The sequence below is a fragment of the Streptomyces sp. NPDC059832 genome (assembly GCF_042731715.1).
Classification (GTDB): Bacteria; Actinomycetota; Actinomycetes; order Streptomycetales; family Streptomycetaceae; genus Streptomyces.
Genome location: NZ_JBHWIY010000001.1, coordinates 440,185 through 459,888 on the forward strand (window position 1 = coordinate 440,185; position 19,704 = coordinate 459,888).

At 69.3% G+C, this 19,704-nt stretch carries 19 protein-coding genes; 13 read left to right on the plus strand and 6 right to left on the minus strand.

Annotation, left to right across the window (positions count from 1 at the left end; all coding sequences use genetic code 11):
• The first annotated feature begins 477 nt into the window (after positions 1–477).
• Positions 478–4,032, plus strand: a complete 3,555-nt coding sequence (locus ACFV8T_RS01505) for an indolepyruvate ferredoxin oxidoreductase family protein (RefSeq protein WP_385323256.1) — start codon at positions 478–480, stop codon at positions 4,030–4,032.
• Positions 4,033–4,131: 99 nt separating this feature from the next.
• Here the strand turns inward: ACFV8T_RS01505 and ACFV8T_RS01510 are convergent, their stop codons facing one another.
• Positions 4,132–5,067, minus strand: a complete 936-nt coding sequence (locus ACFV8T_RS01510) for a LysR family transcriptional regulator (RefSeq protein ID WP_385323258.1) — start codon at positions 5,065–5,067, stop codon at positions 4,132–4,134.
• A 385-nt stretch (positions 5,068–5,452) separates the two neighbouring features.
• Positions 5,453–6,127 carry a nitroreductase gene (locus ACFV8T_RS01515; protein ID WP_385323260.1) on the minus strand — a complete coding sequence of 225 codons (675 nt, stop codon included), beginning with the start codon at positions 6,125–6,127 and terminating at the stop codon, positions 5,453–5,455.
• Between the two features lie 243 nt (positions 6,128–6,370).
• Here ACFV8T_RS01515 and ACFV8T_RS01520 point away from each other — a divergent pair, with 243 nt between their 5' ends.
• The 8 genes from ACFV8T_RS01520 to ACFV8T_RS01555 all read left to right on the plus strand — a co-directional run bounded on the left by ACFV8T_RS01520 (position 6,371) and on the right by ACFV8T_RS01555 (position 12,407).
• Entirely contained in the window at positions 6,371–7,195 is an 825-nt protein-coding gene (locus tag ACFV8T_RS01520; protein WP_385323262.1) for a glutamate racemase, read from the plus strand.
• A 264-nt stretch (positions 7,196–7,459) separates the two neighbouring features.
• Positions 7,460–8,125, plus strand: a complete 666-nt coding sequence (locus ACFV8T_RS01525) for a class I SAM-dependent methyltransferase (RefSeq protein ID WP_385323264.1) — start codon at positions 7,460–7,462, stop codon at positions 8,123–8,125.
• 303 nt (positions 8,126–8,428) lie between these two features.
• Entirely contained in the window at positions 8,429–9,685 is a 1,257-nt protein-coding gene (locus tag ACFV8T_RS01530; protein ID WP_385323632.1) for an SLC13 family permease, read from the plus strand.
• Between the two features lie 5 nt (positions 9,686–9,690).
• Positions 9,691–10,197, plus strand: a complete 507-nt coding sequence (locus ACFV8T_RS01535; RefSeq protein WP_385323266.1) for a universal stress protein — start codon at positions 9,691–9,693, stop codon at positions 10,195–10,197.
• A gap of 207 nt (positions 10,198–10,404) precedes the next feature.
• Positions 10,405–11,043 carry a hypothetical protein gene (locus tag ACFV8T_RS01540; RefSeq protein ID WP_385323267.1) on the plus strand — a complete coding sequence of 213 codons (639 nt, stop codon included), beginning with the start codon at positions 10,405–10,407 and terminating at the stop codon, positions 11,041–11,043.
• 54 nt (positions 11,044–11,097) lie between these two features.
• Positions 11,098–11,226, plus strand: a complete 129-nt coding sequence (locus tag ACFV8T_RS01545) for a hypothetical protein (protein ID WP_385323269.1) — start codon at positions 11,098–11,100, stop codon at positions 11,224–11,226.
• A gap of 360 nt (positions 11,227–11,586) precedes the next feature.
• Positions 11,587–12,171 (plus strand): DUF2975 domain-containing protein, encoded by a 585-nt coding sequence (locus ACFV8T_RS01550; protein ID WP_385323270.1) that lies wholly within the window; start codon positions 11,587–11,589, stop codon positions 12,169–12,171.
• The gene (locus ACFV8T_RS01555) at positions 12,171–12,407 is read left to right on the plus strand and encodes a helix-turn-helix domain-containing protein (protein WP_385323272.1); all 237 of its coding nucleotides are present in this window, start codon (positions 12,171–12,173) and stop codon (positions 12,405–12,407) included. The genes ACFV8T_RS01550 and ACFV8T_RS01555 overlap by 1 nt, the downstream gene beginning before the upstream one ends.
• Before the next feature lie 343 nt (positions 12,408–12,750).
• Here the strand turns inward: ACFV8T_RS01555 and ACFV8T_RS01560 are convergent, their stop codons facing one another.
• Entirely contained in the window at positions 12,751–13,194 is a 444-nt protein-coding gene (locus tag ACFV8T_RS01560) for a nuclear transport factor 2 family protein (RefSeq protein WP_385323274.1), read from the minus strand.
• Between the two features lie 850 nt (positions 13,195–14,044).
• Here ACFV8T_RS01560 and ACFV8T_RS01565 point away from each other — a divergent pair.
• The 3 genes from ACFV8T_RS01565 to ACFV8T_RS01575 all read left to right on the plus strand — a co-directional run bounded on the left by ACFV8T_RS01565 (position 14,045) and on the right by ACFV8T_RS01575 (position 15,735).
• On the plus strand, positions 14,045–14,284 hold the full coding sequence (locus ACFV8T_RS01565) for a hypothetical protein (RefSeq protein WP_385323276.1): 240 nt from the start codon (positions 14,045–14,047) through the stop codon (positions 14,282–14,284).
• 416 nt (positions 14,285–14,700) lie between these two features.
• The gene (locus ACFV8T_RS01570) at positions 14,701–15,243 is read left to right on the plus strand and encodes a hypothetical protein (protein WP_385323278.1); all 543 of its coding nucleotides are present in this window, start codon (positions 14,701–14,703) and stop codon (positions 15,241–15,243) included.
• Between the two features lie 57 nt (positions 15,244–15,300).
• Positions 15,301–15,735, plus strand: a complete 435-nt coding sequence (locus ACFV8T_RS01575) for a hypothetical protein (protein WP_385323280.1) — start codon at positions 15,301–15,303, stop codon at positions 15,733–15,735.
• A 316-nt stretch (positions 15,736–16,051) separates the two neighbouring features.
• Here ACFV8T_RS01575 and ACFV8T_RS01580 read toward each other — a convergent pair whose 3' ends face one another.
• Positions 16,052–16,840 (minus strand): SDR family oxidoreductase, encoded by a 789-nt coding sequence (locus ACFV8T_RS01580; protein WP_385323282.1) that lies wholly within the window; start codon positions 16,838–16,840, stop codon positions 16,052–16,054.
• A 122-nt stretch (positions 16,841–16,962) separates the two neighbouring features.
• On the opposite strand from ACFV8T_RS01580, the gene ACFV8T_RS01585 reads away from it, so the two are divergent.
• Positions 16,963–17,544: a TetR/AcrR family transcriptional regulator gene (locus ACFV8T_RS01585; protein ID WP_385323284.1), complete on the plus strand. Its 582-nt coding sequence runs from the start codon at positions 16,963–16,965 to the stop codon at positions 17,542–17,544.
• 100 nt (positions 17,545–17,644) lie between these two features.
• Here the strand turns inward: ACFV8T_RS01585 and ACFV8T_RS01590 are convergent, their stop codons facing one another.
• The gene (locus ACFV8T_RS01590) at positions 17,645–18,586 is read right to left on the minus strand and encodes a transposase (RefSeq protein WP_385323285.1); all 942 of its coding nucleotides are present in this window, start codon (positions 18,584–18,586) and stop codon (positions 17,645–17,647) included.
• The gene (locus ACFV8T_RS01595; protein ID WP_385323287.1) at positions 18,587–19,081 is read right to left on the minus strand and encodes a transposase; all 495 of its coding nucleotides are present in this window, start codon (positions 19,079–19,081) and stop codon (positions 18,587–18,589) included.
• Positions 19,082–19,704: the final 623 nt, after the last annotated feature.

The window sequence follows — 19,704 nt, forward strand, 5'->3', positions numbered from 1 at the left end:
GGATGCGGTGCATCGCAAGGCGGAGGGACGCCCGAATACTGGATGTACTCGGGCGTTCCGACAACGCGGCGAGGTGCCGTAGCCGTCGTCGCACGCCCGCCGGGGTTTACCGGGACAGCCCTTAGCCCGGTGCGGGGCGCGTGAGGGGCGCCGGGCCGCGTGCCCGGCGCCCTCCGGCCCTGGTCCCGGCCCTTGCTTCCGGAAGGCCGGGTCCGACGGCCTCGGTCTGCCCCGCCTGCCGCACGGATGCCACAGTTCCGGCCGACGCCGACTGGTCCCGGCCGCGCCGCCGCCCCCGGCGAACGCCGCCCGCACCGCCCGCCGGTGACCAACGCCGCCCGCCGCCGACCGGAGTCGACACGCGCACCACGGCCGCGCCCTGCCGACACGGCCGTTTCGGGCGCCCGCCCTTGCCGTACCGGGCCGACTCCTCGTCCGCCCCGACGACCACAGATGCCCACCCGGAGGAACGCAGTGGTGAACCCCCAGAAAGCAACCGGCTCCCGCCCCACGCTCCAGGATCGATACGTACGCGAAGAAGGCACCCTTCACCTCACCGGCATCCAGGCTCTCGCCCGCCTGCCGCTCGACATCCGTCGCGCCGACCGTCGCGAGGGCCGCGACACGGCGGGATTCGTCTCCGGATACGAGGGTTCGCCGCTCGCGGGATACGACATGGAACTCGCGCGCTGCGGCTCCCTTCTCGACGAGTACGACATCGTCTTCCGCCCCGGCGTCAACGAGGAACTCGCGGCGACGGCCGTCCAGGGCACCCAACTCGCCTCGGCGCAGCCGGACAAGCGCGTCGACGGCGTCACGGCTATCTGGTACGGCAAGTCCCCGGGCCTCGACCGCGCTTCGGACGCCATCCGGCACAACAACCTGATGGGCACCCACCCGGACGGCGGCGCACTGGCCCTGGTCGGCGACGATCCCGCCGCCAAGTCGTCGACCGTCCCCGGCGCCTCCGAGCTGCTCCTCGCCGACCTGGGCCTGCCCACGCTCTATCCGTCCGACCCGCAGGAAGCCCTCGACTTCGGGCTGCACGGTGTGGCGATGTCCCGGGCATCCGGACTGTGGGTGGCGCTGAAGATCGTGACGGCCGTCGCGGACGGTTCCGGCACCGTCGACGTGAGCGCCGGACGGGTGTCACCGATCGTTCCGGACCTCGCGGTCGACGGAGTGCCGTACCGCCACACCGTGGGCAGCCGGATGGTGCAGCCGGTCCTCGGCGATCTGGAACGCAGCCGGGACGGCGCCCGGCTGGAGATCGCCCGTCGCTACGCCGTCGCGAACAACCTCAACCGAATCGTCAGGACGGGTCCTGACGACCGCATCGGCATCGTCGCGGCGGGCAAGACCTTCCTCGACCTCCGCCAGGCCCTGCGCATCCTCGGGCTCGACGACGCCGAACTGGAGCGGTGCGGTGTGCGCCTGCTGCACCTCGGCATGATCCACCCGCTGGAACCCACGGTCGTCGAACGGTTCGCGAGGGGACTGCGTCACATCGTCGTCGTGGAGGAGAAGCGGCCTGTCATCGAGACCGCCCTCAAGGACCTGCTCTACGGCCGCCGCGACCGGCCGGCCGTCTTCGGCAAGCGCGCACCCGACGGTTCGGCCCTGTTTCCCCTCGACGGAGAACTCGATCCCGACACCGTTGCCGCGCGGCTCGCGCCCCCGCTGAACGCACTGGGTGAATTCCCCACCGTACAGAGCTGGTTGGCGACCGTGCGGGCAACGACCCGGCGCAGGGCCCTGCCACTCCTGCCGCTGCTCACCCGCACCCCCTACTTCTGTTCCGGCTGCCCCCACAACCTCTCGACCAAGGCACCCGAGGGCGCCGCCGTCGGGGCCGGGATCGGCTGCCACGCCATGGTCACGCTCATGGACCCCACCCAGGCCGGGGACGTGATCGGCATGACGCAGATGGGCGGAGAGGGCGCCCAGTGGATCGGCATGCAGCCGTTCCTCGAACGCGACCACCTGATCCAGAACCTCGGCGACGGCACCTTCCACCACTCCGGCAGCCTCGCCATCCGCGCTGCGGTCTCGGCCGGGGTGAACGTCACCTACAAGCTGCTCTACAACTCGGCGGTGGCCATGACCGGCGGACAGCAGCCCGTCGGCGTCATGCCCGTGCCCGCGATAGCCCAAGGCCTCCTGGCGGAGGGCGTCAAGCGGATCATCGTCACGACCGACGACGTCAAGCGCTACCGGAAGGTCACGCTTCCGAAGGGCGTCGTCGTCTGGCACCGCGACCGGCTGCCCGAGGCCCAGGAGCTGCTCGCCCGTACCCCCGGCGTCACCCTGCTCGTCCATGACCAGGAATGCGCGACGGAGCTCCGACGCAAGCGCAAGCGCGGCCTGGTGCCCGAACCCACCGAACGCGTGATGATCAACGAGCGGGTGTGCGAAGGGTGCGGCGACTGCGGACAGCAGTCCAACTGCCTCTCCGTACAGCCCGTCGACACCGAGTTCGGCCGCAAGACCCGGATCGATCAGTCCTCCTGCAACAAGGACTACGCCTGCCTGGCGGGGGACTGCCCCGCGTTCCTCACCGTCGTCCCCGCCGACGCAAAGCCCGCCTTCACCCCCGTCCCGATGCCGGACGGCGCTGCCCTGCCCGATCCGGAGCTTGTCGTACCGGCATCCCACACCACCCGGATCACCGGCGTCGGCGGATCCGGCGTGGTCACCCTCGCCCAGATCCTCAGCACCGCGGCCTCGCTCGCGGGCCTGCACGTCCGGGCCCTCGACCAGACCGGCCTGGCCCAGAAGGGCGGCGCGGTGGTCTCCGACATCAAGATCACCAAGGAGGCGACGGAACAGGCCGGTAAAGCGGCCCTGGACGAGTGCGATCTCTACCTCGGCTGTGACCTGCTCGTCGCCGCCGAAGCCGGACAGCTGACGACGGCCACCCCGGTGCGAACAGTGGCGGTCGTTTCCACGGCAGAGGTCCCGACGGGACAGATGGTGATCGACCCGGAGGTGTCGTTCCCGCCCGCCGAGCCGCTCAAGGAACGGATCCGGGCGGAGTCCAGGGACGCGATCTTCCTCGACGCGCGCCGGCTCGCCAATGACCTGCTGGGTGAGGACCAGTTCGCCAATCTCCTGCTCACGGGCGTGGCCTACCAGAGCGGTGCGCTGCCGCTGCCGGTCCATGCCATCGAGGAGGCGATCACCCTCAACGGAGTGAAGGTCGAGGCCAACCTCAAGGCGTTCCGTCTCGGCCGCCAGGCCGTCGCCGACCCCGAGGCCTTCGCCGGCCTCCTGGCGGGGCGCACCGCCGCACCGAAGCCGGGGCGCGGTCTGTCCGCCGAGGCCCGGCACACCCTCGAACTGGTCGGGGCCGCCCCCGGGTCGGAGCTCGCCCGGCTCCTGGCAGTCCGGGTACCGGACCTCATCGCGTACCAGAACGCCGCCTACGCCACGAGGTACGCACGCTTCGTCGAACAGGTACGTCAAACAGAGGGCGAGCGTGTCCCCGGCTCGACCGCACTCACCGAGGCCGTGGCCAGACACCTGCACAAGCTGATGGCGTACAAGGACGAGTACGAGGTGGCCCGGCTCTCCCTCGACCCCGAGGCCGAGCGGGCGGTGAAGGCCCGCTTCGGGGACGGCGCGCGGATCTCCTACCGTCTCCATCCGCCCGTACTGCGGGCGCTCGGAATGACTCGCAAGATCGAACTCGGCCCCTGGTTCAAGCCGGCCTTCCAAGCTCTCGCAGCGATGCGCAGGCTCCGTGGCACACGCCTGGACCCCTTCGGAGCGGCACGTGTGCGGCGTACGGAACGGGCCCTGGTCGTCGAGTACGAGGCCACGATCACCGAGGTCTGCCGGAACCTCGACGAGGGCAGCCACGGTTTGGCCGTCGAGATCGCCGCACTGCCCGACACCGTGCGCGGCTACGAGGAGATCAAGATGGCATCGGTGGCGCGATACCGGACCCGGTCCGCGGAACTCGTCGGTCGGCTGTCCTCGGGACACGAACGTACGGATGCCCACACGGCGGCATCCCCGGACGTGTGGTGACCCGGTCCGCGACTCGCACGCCGGTGAGCTCGGCCACCGCCTCCTCCGGGAGCACCTCGTCCGTGGATCCGGCCGCGATGACCGCAGACGCGGCGGCGTTCAGCGCGGAATCACCCAGCCCGGCGTCCAGGTCCCGGCGGCGTCGTGGCCGGCCGCTGTGGCGGCGAGGTGGGCGCGGAGGGTGGCCAGCGCCGGGTGGGGGTTGTCGCGGTGCCAGAGGAGCGAGTGCGGGTAGACGGGCATCGGGTCGGTCACCGGGATGCGGCGCAGGCCGTGGTCGGCGGGCCAGATGAGGCGGGTCTGCCCGCCCATGAAGGTGGCCAGGGCCGGGGTGTCGGCGATCGTGTCGAGGAGCGCGTCGGAGCCGAAGTTGGGGCCGGTCGCCTCGATGGTGAGGCCGAACTCGGCGACGAGGTCGTCGTAGTAGGCGGCCCACTCGGTGCCGGGGACGATGCCGGGCATCCAGATCCGGTGCCCGGCGAGCTGAGCGACGGTCACCGACCGGGCGCCCGCCAACGCATGGGCGGGCCCGGTGAGGAGCTGGAGCGGCTCGTCGAGCACCCGGACGGACTCGATGTCCTCGGGAAGGGGCCGGCCGGGCACGGCGACGGCGCGGAAGGACGCGTCGATCGCACCGGACCGGATGGCGGCGACGGCCGCCTCGATGTCGAACAGCATCAGCACGTCGAGCTCGATGTCGGGGTGCGCGCGGTGGAAGCCACGCATCAGACCCGACTGCGCGCTGCGCGAGGCGATGACGTCGACGCGCAGCGGGCGGCGGCCGGTGCGCACGGACGTGACCGCGCGCTCGCCGACGCGCAGCAGCTCGCGCGCGTGGGGCAGGAACGCCTGCCCGTCGATGGTGAGCTCGGCGCCGCGCGGGGTGCGGGTGAACAGTTGCACGCCGAGGTTGCGCTCCAGCGCGGCGATGCGCTTGGAGACGGCCTGCTGGGTGACCGCCAACTCGGCGGCGGCCTCCCGGAACTGTCCCGCGTCGGCGGCGGCGACGAAGGTCCGGATGGTGTCGAGGTCCATGCCGACATCCTATGGGTACAACCGATGGTTGTGATCGGTGGCCCTTCGGTTGCCTCATCCGTTGATATTGCGCTCGCTTTGATGCTTCCGATCACGGATTGGTTGTGGCGGCGGGCGGCAGGCGGCGGGCGGCGAGGGGCCTCGGACATGAGAACCGGGCACCGGCTGGGGCGGCGGATATCTCGGAACTGTCGCAGGCATCGCCGTGGCGTGCGTTCCGTTGGGGCCGCGGACAGCGGCACCGCACAGGCTGCCTGACAGCACAGCTCACCCGATTCGAAAGAGACGTGGGCCAACCCCTCCTCGAACGGGCTGAACGCGGACGACCCATGAAACCCACCCGGTTCGGGAATCGCGTGGCCGACGCGGTCGACAAGCTGCGCAGCTAAGAACCCGCACCGCCCAGGAAGGTAACGGTCTCGGCGAGTGGGGCGCGGTCGATACGGGCGTACGCCGCGGACGCGTCCTCGAAGCCGACTGACAGGCCGCCGAAAAGGATCAGCTCCTTCGGCGGCGACACGACCTCGGCGACGGTTCGGTGATACACCGACCACGCCATTTGTGGGCAGCTGTGCAGACCTTCGGCGCGGAGCAGCAGCATCACAGTCTGCAGATACAGGCCGAGGTCGACCCACTGGGCCGAGCCCATGTCGCGGTCGATGTAGCAGAGAAGCAGGACGGGGGCTCCGAAACACTGCCAGTTCGCGGCGACGGCCTCCCGGCGTGCCTGGGCGTCCCCGCGGTGGATCCCGAGCGCATCAAAACGTTGGCCCGCGGCAGCGGAACGTCGTGCGCTGTAGGGGGGCTTCAAATCCGGCGGATACATCCGGTACTCCGGCTCATCCCCGTGTTCGTCGATCGCAGTGCGCTCGGTGGTGCGCTTCTTCAGTTCGGCCAGGGGAGCATCGGTGAGCACATAGATCTGCCATGGCTGAATGTTCGCGCCCGATGGCGTCCGCGCGGCAGCGGCCAGGACGCGTTCGAGTGTCATCCTTGAGACCGACTCGTCCGTGAACCCGCGCACTGCCCGCCGAGTCTCAACCGCCTGGTAAACGTCCACCGGCAGGATCTCCCATCTGCTCGTGCGGGCCTCCTGAGCCGCCCGCAGTTCCGTGCTTCCTGTCGTGGTGACGGTTGGCAGCCGAGGAAGGTGACAGGTGGATCAGCGCGACAGACTTGCCGATCTGTTCGAGACCCACCGCGATCGACTGCGCGCGGACCACTCACCGCTGGGAGGCCCGCCCCACCGCCGCCTGTGACGGACCGCCATCTGCGCCAGTGGTCGGCTGGTAGCTTGACTTCCATGATGGTGGCATTGATCGACTCAGGGCTCGGCCTCCTTTCCACCACAGGATGGCTTCGCCACCTCGCCCCGGAACTCGATCTGCTTCTGTTTCTGGACCCCGACGGCGCCCCCTGGGGATCGAGAACCGCCTCCTTCGTGACGGACCGTTTGTTCAGTGCCGCCCAATTGGCCGTCCAGCGAGGTGCGGAGGCCATCGTGGTTCCCTGTAACACCGCCACCGTCACCGCGATCGACGCTCTGCGTGAGAGTTTTGAACCCCGTGTGCCTGTGATCGGAACCGTGCCCGCCGTGAAGTCGGCCGCAGTGGCCGGCCAGGGCATCGCCGTGTGGGCAACCGTCCGGACCACGGCGAGTGACTACCAGGATCGCCTGATCGCGGACTTCGCGAACGGTCGGCCTGTCGCGCGTGTCGCATGCCCCGGTCTGGCCGAGGCGATCGACCACGGAGACATGGCCGCAGCCGCAGAGGCGATCACCGACGCGGCCGAGCGGACTCCCCGGAATTGCGACTCCGTGGTGCTGGGATGCACGCACTATCCCCTGGTGGCACAAGAGATTCTGCAGAGCCTGCCCACCGGAACCACTCTGTACGACAGCGCGGAGGCAGTCGCCCGCCAAGCACTTCGGCGATTGGACCGAACCACAGAACCGCACAGCACCACGGGCTCCATCGACGTGGTACTCAGCGGGCGCCACGGAGATCTCCCAGCAGGCGCCCGCGCCTACCCGGTGGGTCGCGCCCTTGCCGCCGCAGCGCGGGTGCCCCGCGGCATTCTCATCTCCGCCACAACTCGCGCCTCGATGAATGCTCCGGCGATCTGAGAAAGCCCCGCAACCCTTACGGCTTGTCGGCCAGGCGTGCAGCCAATCCGCTGCGCGGTAGAGGCCAACGCGAGCGCTTGGGCGTCCGGGGAGGGCGGAGGCAGCGTGGCTACGTACGGCAGGGGGAGGCGTGCCCAGCGGCCTTGGGGCGTCGGCAGCGGGAACGGCAGCACAGGGGCGGGGGAGGCAGTGGTCACCGGCACAGCACGCATAACGTCTTCTGCCGTTCGGCGGCACACGATTCTGCTCCGCTCGGAGGCCTCTATGGTCTTCGTCAAGAGTGTGGGCAGCTTCGGTCCGGAGTTCGATCTCCTGTGCCCCCGCGCCGCCGCCCGCGCTGCCCGTGAGGCCGCCCGCCGGAACCTGAGCCTGCGCACGGCCGCCGCCGACATGCGGCGCCTCCCGTTTCCTGACGGCCGGTTCGACACGGTCGTCTGCGCCGACAACTCGCTGCCCCACCTGCTCACTGAGCAGGATGTGCACGCCGCCCTGGCCGAGATGCGCCGCGCGCTGCGCCCCGACGGCCTGCTGCTGGTCAGCACACGCCACTACGACGACCTGCTGCGCGACCGCCCGGCCTCGACGCCTCCACAAGTCCACAGGAACGTCGACGGCGCCGACGGAGAAGAACGAACCGTCACCTTCCAGCTCTGGCACTGGCACGACGACGGCGAGCACTACGACCTGGAGCACTTCCAACTCCTTCCGGCAGGCGGAGAATGGCGCGTCCAGGTCCGCCGTACCACCTACTGGGCGATCGGCCGGGACCGACTGGCCGGCCTCGCAGCCGAGGCCGGGTTCGTCGACCCCGAGTGGCGGATGCCGCAGGAGACGGGCTTCTTCCAGCCGCTGCTCGTCGCCCGCACCCGCCGCCATCGCTCCCATTCGTCCCGCACCGGCCCAACCGGTGCGATCCTCCCCGGCGCGTGAACCGGACCCAGCGTGTGAGGTGGGCGATGGCCGACTTCGGTGGCAGCATCCTGAAGCAGTGGCCAACCATCGCTCCAGCCCTGGTCGTAAAGGTGCTGCCGTTTCGCTACGACGACGAGACGGGCACGCGGACGAGCAGACGGCCATCGGGCCGTCGGCCCGTCGCTGCGGGCCAGGAGGCAACGTGGTCCATGCGGTGTCCCTGATCAACTCGGGTGAAGTTGGATGGTCCGAACTTCTCGGTGCCGCTGCCCGGCTCGACATGCTGCGGCGCCAGGACTCCACTCCGGAAAGGCTCAGACCCTGAACGCCTCACTCGCAGAAGCACTCTCCGTCGTCCTGCTCCTGGCGGTGCTGGCCTGCGCGGTGATCCGGCCGTGGGGCTGGCCGGAGGCGGTCGTGGCCGTCCCCGCCGCCGGGGTGGTCATCGCCACCGGCGTGATCTCGCTCGACCACGCGGCGGCCGAGGCCACCCGGCTGGGCCCGGTGATCGGCTTCCTCGCGGCCGTCCTGGTCCTGGCCCAGCTGTGTGACGACGAGGGCCTGTTCCACGCCTGCGGTGCCTGGATGGCCCGCAGAGCGGCCGGCCGCCCCCACCGCCTGCTGGTCCTCGTCTTCGTGACCGCCTCACTGATCACCGCGGTCCTCAGCCTGGACGCCACAGTGGTGCTGCTGACCCCGGTGGTGTTCGCCACCGCCGCCCGCCTCGGCGCCCGCGCCAAACCGCACGTCTACGCCTGCACCCACCTGTCGAACACAGCCTCGCTGCTGCTGCCGGTCTCCAACCTGACCAACCTGCTGGCGTTCGCCGCCAGCGGCCTGACCTTCACCCGTTTCGCCGCCCTGATGTTCCTGCCCTGGCTGGTCGCCATCGGCGCCGAGTACGTGGTGATCCGCCGTTTCTTCGCCACCGACCTGGACGCGGGCGCCGAGGCCCCGCCCACCGAAGAGCCCCGCGAACTGCCGCTGTTCGCCCTGTTCACGGTGGCAGGCACGCTGGCGGGCTTCGTGCTGACCTCGGCGGTCGGCGTCAACCCGGCATGGGCGGCGGCCACGGGCGCGGCCGTCCTGGCGGCCCGCGCCCTGGCCCGGCGCCGTACCACCCCCACGGCGATCGTCCGGGCCGCGGCCCTGCCGTTCTGCGCCTTCGTGCTGGCGCTGGGCATCGTGGTCCGGGCGGTGGTCGACAACGGTCTCGCGGACGCGCTGGGCCACCTGGTGCCCGGCGGCACCGGGCTCCCGGCCCTCCTCGCCATCGCGGCACTGGCGGCCGTACTGGCGAACGTCATCAACAACCTGCCCGCCGTCCTGGTCCTGCTGCCCCTGACCGCCCCCACCGGCCCGGGTGCTGTCCTGGCAGTCCTCCTCGGGGTGAACATCGGTCCCAACCTGACCTACGCCGGCTCGCTGGCCACCCTGCTCTGGCGGCGCATCCTGCGCGAACACGACACCGACGTGGACCTGGGCGAGTTCACCCGACTCGGTCTGTTCGCCGTGCCCACCTCCCTGCTGCTCGCGGTGGTGGCACTGTGGGTCTCGCTCCAAGCGATCGGAGGCTGAACACCGTGACCGTCATCGTCTGGATCGTGGAGGGCACCTGGCCCGCCTGCGTCGACGCCGCCCGCACCCACGTGCCCGCGGACGCCGACCTGGTGCTGCTCCACGTCACCGGCCACGAGGTGCCCGGGGCCGCGCACGGTGCCTACGCCGGACTGCTGGGCCGCGCACGCCCCGACCGCGACCCCGGCACCGCAGTGGAACACCTGGCCGCCGCCTCCGCCGAACAGCTCCTGGCCAGAGCGGCCGAGCGGCTGGGACGACCGTGTACCCGACAAGAACGCTCGGGCCGTGTCGAACGGGAAGTCGTGACCGCCGCAGAAGGCGCCGACCTGCTCATCCTCGCCCGCGACGGCGACCGCACCCACCTCGGACCCCGCAGCCTCGGCCCCGCCGGCCGTTTCATCGTCGACCACGCCTCCTGCCCCGTCCTACTGGTCTGGCCGGAGACCGCACCCAGTACGACCACCCTCCCGCCACCACCACCGCCACTCCACCCGCCGCACCACCGCTAGCCACGATCAGGCCGGGGTCCTCCACCGACCCGAGTGCGGCAGGATGTCCGATCGCGCGCAGCAGTGACCACTGCCTGCTCTTCAGTCGGTGTAGCGCGCAGCCGCCGCCCTCGCCCCGGCAACGAGGACCGCCGCCGTCCACGCCCACCAGCAGGCCGCGATGGGGGGTGCCGGGCGCGGCGGACGTGGCTGTTCGTACTGTTCGCCGTGACGACCGGAGCGCAGGTGTACTACCTGGGCGGGCTGTACGTGCGCCTGCGGGCGGCCGGTGCGGTGGGACTCGACGGGTGGTTGCACGCCCGCCCGGACCGGCTGCGCGGCCTGATGACCGGAACCACCGTCTCGGCCGCGCTGTCCACCGTGATCGTGCTGCCGGTGCTGCCGCCCTCCGTCGTGGCCTGGACGTACGGCACCAGCCCGATATCGGGGGAGACCCTGGGCCGGCCCCAACTGGTCGGCACCGTACGGCAGGTGTGGACCGGGCTCCCGCCCGGACAGCGCGCGAACGCGGTGATCCTCGCGGCGGACTGCAGCGAGGCCGGCGCCATCTACGAACTGGGCCGCAGCACCGGGCTGCCCACCGCCACGGGTGCCCAGAACACCGACTGGCGGTGGGGCCCCGGCAACCCGAACGCAACGACCGTCGTGGCCGTTGCCCCCGGCCCCGACTACGCCCCCGGGTATGCCGCCCACCTGCGTCACTACTTCCGGCACGTCCGCGTAGCCGCCATTTTTTTCAACCCCAACGGCGTGCACAACATCGAATGGGGCGGCCACGTCTACATCTGCACCGGTCCCCGCCGCCCCTGGGGCGAGATGTGGCCCGAACTGCGCAACTACGCGTGACGTCCCCACCCCGCGGTATGAGGGATCTCCTGTGACAGAGCGGTCAAGGACCGGATGACCTGCCGCGGCTTCCTCGCCGAACCGCTGATGGCCGAGTGCGACGACCGGGTCCGCTGCCGCTCGCTTCGATTCCGACGTCAACCCGACATCGACGCCGCCACCATCCACACTCTCGCCGGCTGAGAATGGATCAGGAAGAGCCAGCCACCCTGCCTGATCGGGGAGACCGGCACCGGTCACGGGCCTGCACCGGGAGTGCGCCCGTCATGTCCGGCCACCGCACCGCGATGCGCACCGACGATGGTGTGCACTGTGCAGGCCGTGACGATGGTGTTTGCCGGAGTAGTTCTGACGTGCGGTGCGGGATCGGCGTCACCGCTCGTCCGCCCACCTGCCCGAGTGTAGGCATGGCCGACGCGCGTTCGTCGGCGAACTGTTGGCTCATCGGCGAGCTGTCGGCTCATCCGCAACGGCCATGCACTTGTCGAATATCGATATGCTCCTCTATCTTGAGCATATCGAAAATCGATGGGGAGGGATGTAATGAACACGCGACTCACGAGGGCCCTGGCCTCGGTGACCTTTGCGCTGGCGGCGCTCTGCGGGCTCGCTTTCATCGGCATGGGGGTCACGCACTTGCTCGACGACGGGGCGGTCTGCGTGCAGACGGACTTCTGGCACAACGCCTCACTGGCAGACCCACTGTCGGTGGGCACGGACGTGAAGGTGTCCAGCAGTGCCACGCGCCTCTGCCAGGACAGTCCCTCCGGGGGGCAGCGCGCCGCCGATCTCGGTGGCGAACTGCCCTGGCTGCTGTTCGGTGCGCTCGCGCTGCTGCTCTTCTCCCGGGTGCTCAAGGCCGTCCTGCTGCAGGGGCCGTTCACCGAGGCGGTGGCACAACGGCTCTCCGTTCTCGGCTGGTTCGTCACCGTGGGCACGCCGCTGGCGGGCCTCGTCGTCGGCTGGTCGCAGTCCTGGCTCGTCGGGAGCATGGCGCCGATCGTGGGTTCTGAGCCGACGGTCTCCGGGCCGCTGGTGCTCGTCCTTGCCGGCCTCGCCGCAGTGATCATGGGGAGGATCATGCGCGAGGGCGTGCGCATGCGAGAGGACCTCGAAGGGACCATCTGATGACCGAAGAGGAACCTCACGCGATCCGGATCCACCTCGACCACCTTCTCGCCGAGCGCGGCATGACACTTACCGAGCTGTCCGCGCAGGTGGGTATCACCGTCGTCAACCTGTCCGTACTGAAGAACGGCCGGGCCAAGGCCATCCGCTTCTCGACCCTGTCGAGGATCTGCGAGGTCCTGCGGTGCCAGCCGGGAGACCTGATCACCCACGACCCTGCCAAGCCGGGTCCGTAGCCGACCACTCCGAAAGACGATCTACCTCGCAGACTGCCGCCCACGACCAGCGGGAGCACCCGGAAGACCGTCACGCCAGCCCTTTGACCCGGGACTTCAAGTTGGCGAAGACCCACGCTCCCCGTACCGGTCCGCGCGCCGACGATGCCGTGCACTCCCACCCGGCCGATTGCCCTACGGTGCGGCCTGTGCGGAGTGCGGCATCAGTCACCTCAAGAGGCACCGGGCGTTACCCACCCGCTACGAGAAACTCGCCGTCCGCTACGAGGCCACTCCACCGTCCTCGTAGCGGCTATCAATGAGTGGCTGTGGGCAGCATCTTCGCAAGTGACCTGGTGGCCCTTCACCGATGCTCCTCGTCGAATGCCTGGGCGACGGCGAGGCTGTCCTCGTAGACATGGTGCCGGGTGACCAGGCCGTCTTCGATGGTGAGATGCAGAGCGAACCGCGCGCGATACGCACGTCCGGTGGACCGGGCGGTCTGGCGGATCTCGCCGAGCACGACCGCGTCGTTTCCGTCTATGAGGATGCGCTCGACCTCAGTCGCCACGTGCTCCGGCAAGTGGTGCTCGGCAAGCTCGCGATAGTGGGTGGCCGCGTCGGCCCGGGTGGACCGGTGACGGATCCACGGCGTGGCAGTACGGCCGTGCTCGGTCTCCGGCCAGTTGAGCTTCCAATCGCCCTGCTCGGCATACAGTTCGGCGATGCGCTCGGGGTTGCCCTCGCCGATTCTGCGCAGCAACTCCTCGACCACAGTGCGTGTGTTCGTAGATGCGGTTATGGACATGGCTGACCTCTCCGTCCTGGTCCGCGTCCTCCGACGCGGAGAGATCGCCAATCCTGCCCGACGCAGGCAGGCCGAGACGATTACCTCTGAAGTAGGTGACCCAGTACATCAACTCACCACTGTGCCCTTGGGCATGCTGGTTGAGTTCGGGTCCGCCCATGGCATCGATCGTTCCGGGAAACTCGACCTGCCAAGGACCGTCCCAGTCCGGGTCACGAACGACCGTGCCCCGGCTACCCGGTGTCAACGCACCCGTCGGCCATGTCCGGCTCAAGGGACGACCGAGGATGTGCTCCATCGCCTGACGGTCGCCTACGCCCGCAGGAACAGAGCCGGAACTGTCTGCCGTGCGCCCACCCTGCCCGCGCCACTTCAGAAGCGCCAGAAGTTGATGAACAAGTTCAGAGCAGGCCGGTGATGGGCGGCTCCCATCGGTGCCGGTGCCGGTGCCTGTGCCCGTGCTCGCCGAGAAGAGGCGCGGTACCTGTGTTGCCGGGTGAAGGCGGCCTGGGCGGCTGCCGCTTGGGGCCGGTCGGTTACTCGGAGGTACTCTTCCGCGCGTTCTGTTGTCGGCGCACACGGTCGACCTGGTCGCGGAACAGGCCGGTGACAGTCGCCTCCGGGGTCGCCGTGCGGCCCGGCGATGGTGCCGGCGAGGACGGCCACCTGCATGGCTAGGACCGTCACCAGAACGGCACTCCCTATGGGTCCACGTGCGAGGGTCAGAGGACGGGCCGCGTCATCACAAGCCGGTCGAGGGTGGGTTCGTAGGCCAAGGTTGAGCCGAGCCGGTCTGCCAGGACCCCGGATCGAGTCGCACATAAAATCGAACAAGTGATCTAATTTGAGTATGACCTTTCCCTTCCCCGACGACCTGGTCCGGGCCCAGCGCGACTGGCTCGCCACCTATCGGCAGCTCGCAGCACCCTGCCCCCGCCACACCACCGCCCTGCGCCGCCGCCTCCTGGACCTGTCCGCCTACCTGCTGTGGCATCCGTTCTGGTCCACCCCGCCCGGCACGACTGCTGCCCGGGTCGAGCTGCGGAGGCTCGCTCACTGCCAGGAGCAGCGCGGGACGAGAGTGGCGTAACCCTGCCGGACGTCCTGTCCGCCCGGCAGGAAGCGATCCTGCGTATGATCCCGGACCGGATCGGCAAGGCCGACGAGAAGCCTTTCTTTCCGGCAGATCGGCGAGGCGGGTCGGTCTGTCCGGTACCAGCTCCGTCGCCTACCGGCTCGGCCGTTTCCAAGCCCGCGGACCGATATCAGGAGCACCGGCCACTGCTGGTGCTCCTGTCGCCTCAGCATCTGACTCGGGGTGCGGACCCGAGCGGCGGCCTGGCCGGCAGGGCAGGCCGGCCGCTGACGGACCGGCGAAGGCCCGGCCGATTGTCTCCGCGGTGTGACGGTTGTCACTGTGCGGTCACGGTCGGCGGTCGGTGAAACCCTTACCTATGGTCCGGTATCTCCCTAGGTGTCAGCCAATCTTCGTCGCAGAGGATGCTCATGAACCACCGTTACGTCTCCGCCGCCGTCGTCCTCACCTCCGCCGCCGCGCTCCTCGCCGCCGCGGGCGGGCCTTCCGGCGCCAGTCCGAACCCGGCGGCAAGCACCACGGCCGTGTCCACCACGGCCGGTTCAGCCACCCGCGGTCCGGGTACGCACACCGCTGCCGACGCGCAGGCCAGGACCACGGGGGCTACGGCCTGGCAGCCGTGCTACCTGCCCGCGGGTTACAAGCACTTCTTCGAGTTGGAGTCCGCCAAGAACGTCCACGGCAGCATCGTCGTTCGCGTCACCCCGGAGACGTGCAGCGTGAACACGGAGAACGACGAAGACGTCGTCTACACCCCAACGGGAGCGGCCCGGTCGTATGTCTTCGCCCCAGGTGCCTCGGTCAAGGTCTTCACTGATATCAACACCACAACCGTGAAGTCGGTCGCCCCGAAGTGGCTGGTGAACCACAAGCTCACCAATACCCCGCACTTCTACTACCGTCTCAACGGTCAGCGCCAGATCACTGCCATGCAGGAGATCTACCACCCGTAGGACTTGTCCGGGTGATCGTGGTGGAGGTCGGCCGGGGCAGTCAGACATCATGCCCCGGTGAGTGTCGTGGTCAAGTTCTTCGTAGCGCCGGATGACAGGTCAGCGGCCCTGGCGCTTCAAATCGGGCCGGGACGTGCACTCGAGTCCCGCTCGTTCGGCAACTTCGATCCTGAGGAGGCCGTCGACGCGTGGGAATGCCTCCTTGTCGGCGGCAGCTTCGAGGAACTTGTCCAAGCCGGTGAGCCACGTATCGTTGCTGGTCAGGATGATGACGGGTGTGTCGTGTTCGCGATCTCGCCACGTCTGCTCACCGCCCTCGCCGGGGCCGAGCGGTCCCGGTTGCGTGATGTCGCCGCATCGTGGGTCCAGCAGCGTTCGGAGGACGGCGAGATGGTCGAGGCTGAGATCGCCGACGAGATCGTGAGTGAACTGGCTGCCCTTGCCAGGAGTGCCAGAAGGCAGAGCCAAGGCGTCTACTGCTGGGTCGCGTAGTGATCACGTTCGGAGCCGGATGACCAGGGCTGCGGTGGTCGCGGTGACGAGAAGGACGTAGCCGCGCTTGCCGTATCTGGTGGCCACGGCTGGGCACTGGTCGGGTAACCGGGTCATGTTGCCATGACCCGGCCCCCTCGGAACCGGGCACGCCTGTTTCCAAGCACCCACGGCTCAAGCAAGCCCAAAGGCCTCACAGAATCTGCTGTTTGTTGCTGCCATCGATCCTGCTGGCCAATTCAGGTGGGTGTAGCCCTCCTGAAGAGACCTGCTTGAGCTGGGAAGCCGTGGGCCGGGCTGCGTCCTGGACGTCGTGTCAGGCGGTCTTGACGGATCCACCGTCGATTAGCAGGTCCGTGCCGGACATGCTGGCCGCCAGCGGTGAGGCGAGGTAGGCGACGGCTGTAGCGACCTCGGACGGTTCCAGCAGGCGGCCGGTGGTCATGCCCATCGCGGCCGGGATCTGAGCCAGCAACTGCTCCTGGGTGACCCCCATGGAGCGGGCCAGCTCCGCGCCGTAGCCATCCGGGCTCTCCCACATCGCGGTGCGCACCGGGCCCGGCGAGATGGTGTTGATGCGTACGCCCTGCGGTCCGAACTCCTCCGCCAGCGCCTTGCCGAAGGCGGTCAGCGCGGCCTTCGCGGTGGTGTAGGTGACGGGCCCGGCATGCGGCATCCGGGCGCCGTTGGAGGAGATGTTGATTAGCGCCCCGCGGCGGCGCAGCAGGCTGGGCAGCGCCGCCCGGCTGGTCCGCACGGCGGCCAGGAAGTTCAGGTCGAGGGACTGCTGCCACTGCTGGTCGGTGAAGGAGAGGAAGCCGCCGGTTTGGCCCTCTCCGCCGTCGCCGCCGCCGACGTTGTTGACGAGCAGGTCGAGGTCGCCGAGTTCGGTGGTGGCGCGGTCGATCAGCTGGGCGGGGGCGTCGGGGGTCAGCAAGTCCACCGGTATGGCCAGGGCGCCGGTCTCCTTCAGTTCCGGAGTGATGGTGCGGGCGGCGGCTACCACGCGAACGCCCTCTGCGGTGAGCGCTTGGACGGTGGCCAGTCCGATGCCGCGGCTCGCGCCGGTGACCACGGCGGTGGTGTTCGTCAGCTGCAGATCCATGGATGCACTCCTGTCGTGGCTATGAAACCAGTCGCGACTTCAGCGACGCCGTGAAGCTAGTAGATGCAACACAAATGATGCAAGTAAGCCGGGAACGGCGTCCCCGATGTACTGTCTGGTCCATGGAGACGAAGGGGCGCGCGCTGCGCGCCGATACGGAGCGGACGGTGCGGACGATCCTGGAGGCGGCCGAACGCGTGCTGGCCGCCGACCCGGCGGCGACCATGGAGCAGATCGCAGCGGCGGCCGGGGTGGCCCGCACCACCGTGCACCGGCGCTTCGCTACCCGCGAGGCATTGGTCGAGGCGCTGGCGACCTGGGCGACCGAGCGGTTCCACCAGGCCGTGGAGGCCGCCCGCCCGCTCACCTCCCCGCCGCTGGTTGCCCTGCACCAGGTGACCGCCAACGTCCTTCAGGTGAAGATCGGCTGGAGTTTTGCGATGAGCCGGACCGCTCCGTCCGACCCCGAGGCGGCGCGAGTGCACGCCGACGTCTTGGCCCAGTGCGATCAGCTCTTCCGCCGCGCGCAGGAGGCCGGCCTCGTGTCTGCGGACACCGACCTGGAGTGGGCCCGCCGGGTCTACTACGCCCTGATCCACGAGGCATCCGAAGAAGGGCGAGAGGTCGTCGATATCGGCGCCGTCGACCAGCTGGCCGCACGTGTGGTGCACACTCTGCTGCACGGAGTCGGGGCACCGGTGTAGACCTTGCCGCGAGGGCGGGTCGGGGGCCGGGCCCGCCGCAGTCCGACCTGCAACCTCCCGGATTAACCAATCCCTTCGAAAGAGCTGCTCCTACTTCGGGTTATGCAACGAGGGAGAGGTCGAGGCGGGCGAGGTGGCCGGTCCGGGTGCGGTCGAGTGGGTGGCCGTTCCACCAGGCGTCGAGACGAACCAGGTTCAGCGCGACTGCGGAGAAGGCGTGTTCGAGGTGTGTCTTGGGCAGGCCGCGGTAGCGGGCGCGTCGCATGCCGGTGACCGCCACGGCCTGGTGGATGGTGCCCTCGATGCCGGCGCGGGTGCCGTACTTGGTGCGCCACTGCTCGCTGGTCTGTTCGGCGCGGGCCTGGTCGAGGGCTTCTTGCTGTTCGCGGGGCTGGAGGGAGAGCGAGCGGCCTCCGGTCTTGGAGCGGGTGCACTGGTCGCGGACGGGGCATGCTTGGCAGGTCTGCTTGTCGAACTTGACGACGATTGCCGGCGTCCCGCGCTGGCTGGCAGGGCTCCACCAGGTGCTGGTGCTCCCACGCGGACAGACGGCCTGGCGCTTGTCCCAGTCGATGGTGAAGGCCGTCCGATCGAATCCGATACCGGCGCGGGCCTGGGGCGAGCTGTTCAGCAGCACCGGGGTGACCAGGACGACGCCGAAGTTGCGTTTCACTGCGACGATGAGTTCGGCCGACGGGTAGCCGGAGTCGAGGAAGTGCTCGGCCGGCAGCAGGTCACGGGCGGCCAGCATCTGGTGGATCGGTTCGGTCATCTCCGCGTCGGTGACCGTGGCGTCGGTGGTGGCGATGTTGGTGATGATCCGGGGCGCGGGTTCGCCGTCGGCCCGCTCAGGCACCGGATCGTCGCAGGTCTCGCTGATGTGGACCTTGTACCCGGTCCACCAGGAGCCTTGCTTGAGGCCGTAGCGTGCGTCGGTGTCGTAGGGAGAGGCGAGGCGGAGCCTGCCGGGCGGGAGATCCTCGCTCTCCCGCCGCTTCACCTCCGTCCCTGCTGCGGTGACGGTGCGGTGGTAGTTCTGCATTCACACCGTGCGCAGAACCCGTAACGCCGGCAGATCGCGCAGCCACACCGGCGCGGCCGGGGAGTGGACCGCCTCCAGGAGTGCGAATCCGTCCCGGCCGTAGACCAGGGCCATCTCCGCGCGCTTGGTCTTCGAGGCGGGCGGGTGCCACGAGTCGGTTCGCGGCCCGTACCGTTCGGCCCACTCCCGAACCGGCAGTGCATCGGCCAGCCAGTCCGGGGCGGCGCAGGCCAGGGTCTCCAGTGCGGCCCGCAGCGTCTCCCCGGCGAGCTCCAGCCGGTTCAGGTCCCGGACTGCGGCCAAGACCCGGGTGGAGTCGGTGCGCTGCTTGCCACCGGCCTTCAACAGGCCTCGGTCCCTCAGCGCGGTCAGCAAGAGGTCGAGTGCCTTCTCCTCCAGGCTGTGCTCCACCAGACGGGCGCGGAACTCCGACAGGACCGAGGCGTCGAACCCGGGATCGTCCAGCTCCAGGCCCAGCGCGTACTTGAAGTCCATGCCGTAGCGGAAGCGATGCGCCGCCGCGCGGTCGTGAGATTCTCTGCGAACTGCAGCACCGTCACCAGAGCGAGCTGGCCCGGCGACCAGCCCGGCCGCCCCCGTTCTGCGAACGCCTCGGCAAACTCGGTGTCCGGGAACAGCTCGCCCAGCTCATCGCGGACCCGCATCGCCAGCGGATACGGCCCACGGGCTGCGACCGCGCGAGCCACCTGCCCGGTCAGCTCCGGCACCTGCGGCCAAGGCCGCGACTGCATCGACATCCAGCACCCCACCCGCGACCGGAACGGCAAAACGATCGCCACCCTGGCCAACGAGCCATCACACCGGACGGCACGGAATTAACCAGCAGGATCGCAGATCCGCCGTCTCGCCGGTAGGTGAAGTGGTGTTTGTGCAACCGCTTCTTCATCGCGTCGAACCAGTCGATCCACTCGCGTGGACTATCTGGCTCGTATTCCGCGCCTACGATGAGCGCCTGACCACAGAGCGGACAGAGTCCCTTCTGACGGGCTGCCGGAGTAAGGCTGATTCTGTCCATCGGTGGGGGTGTGCGCGTCTTGCGGCGTTGGCCCCAGTAGTTGCCGAGCGTGGGATCGTCAGGTGAGGACTTTCCCCTGACT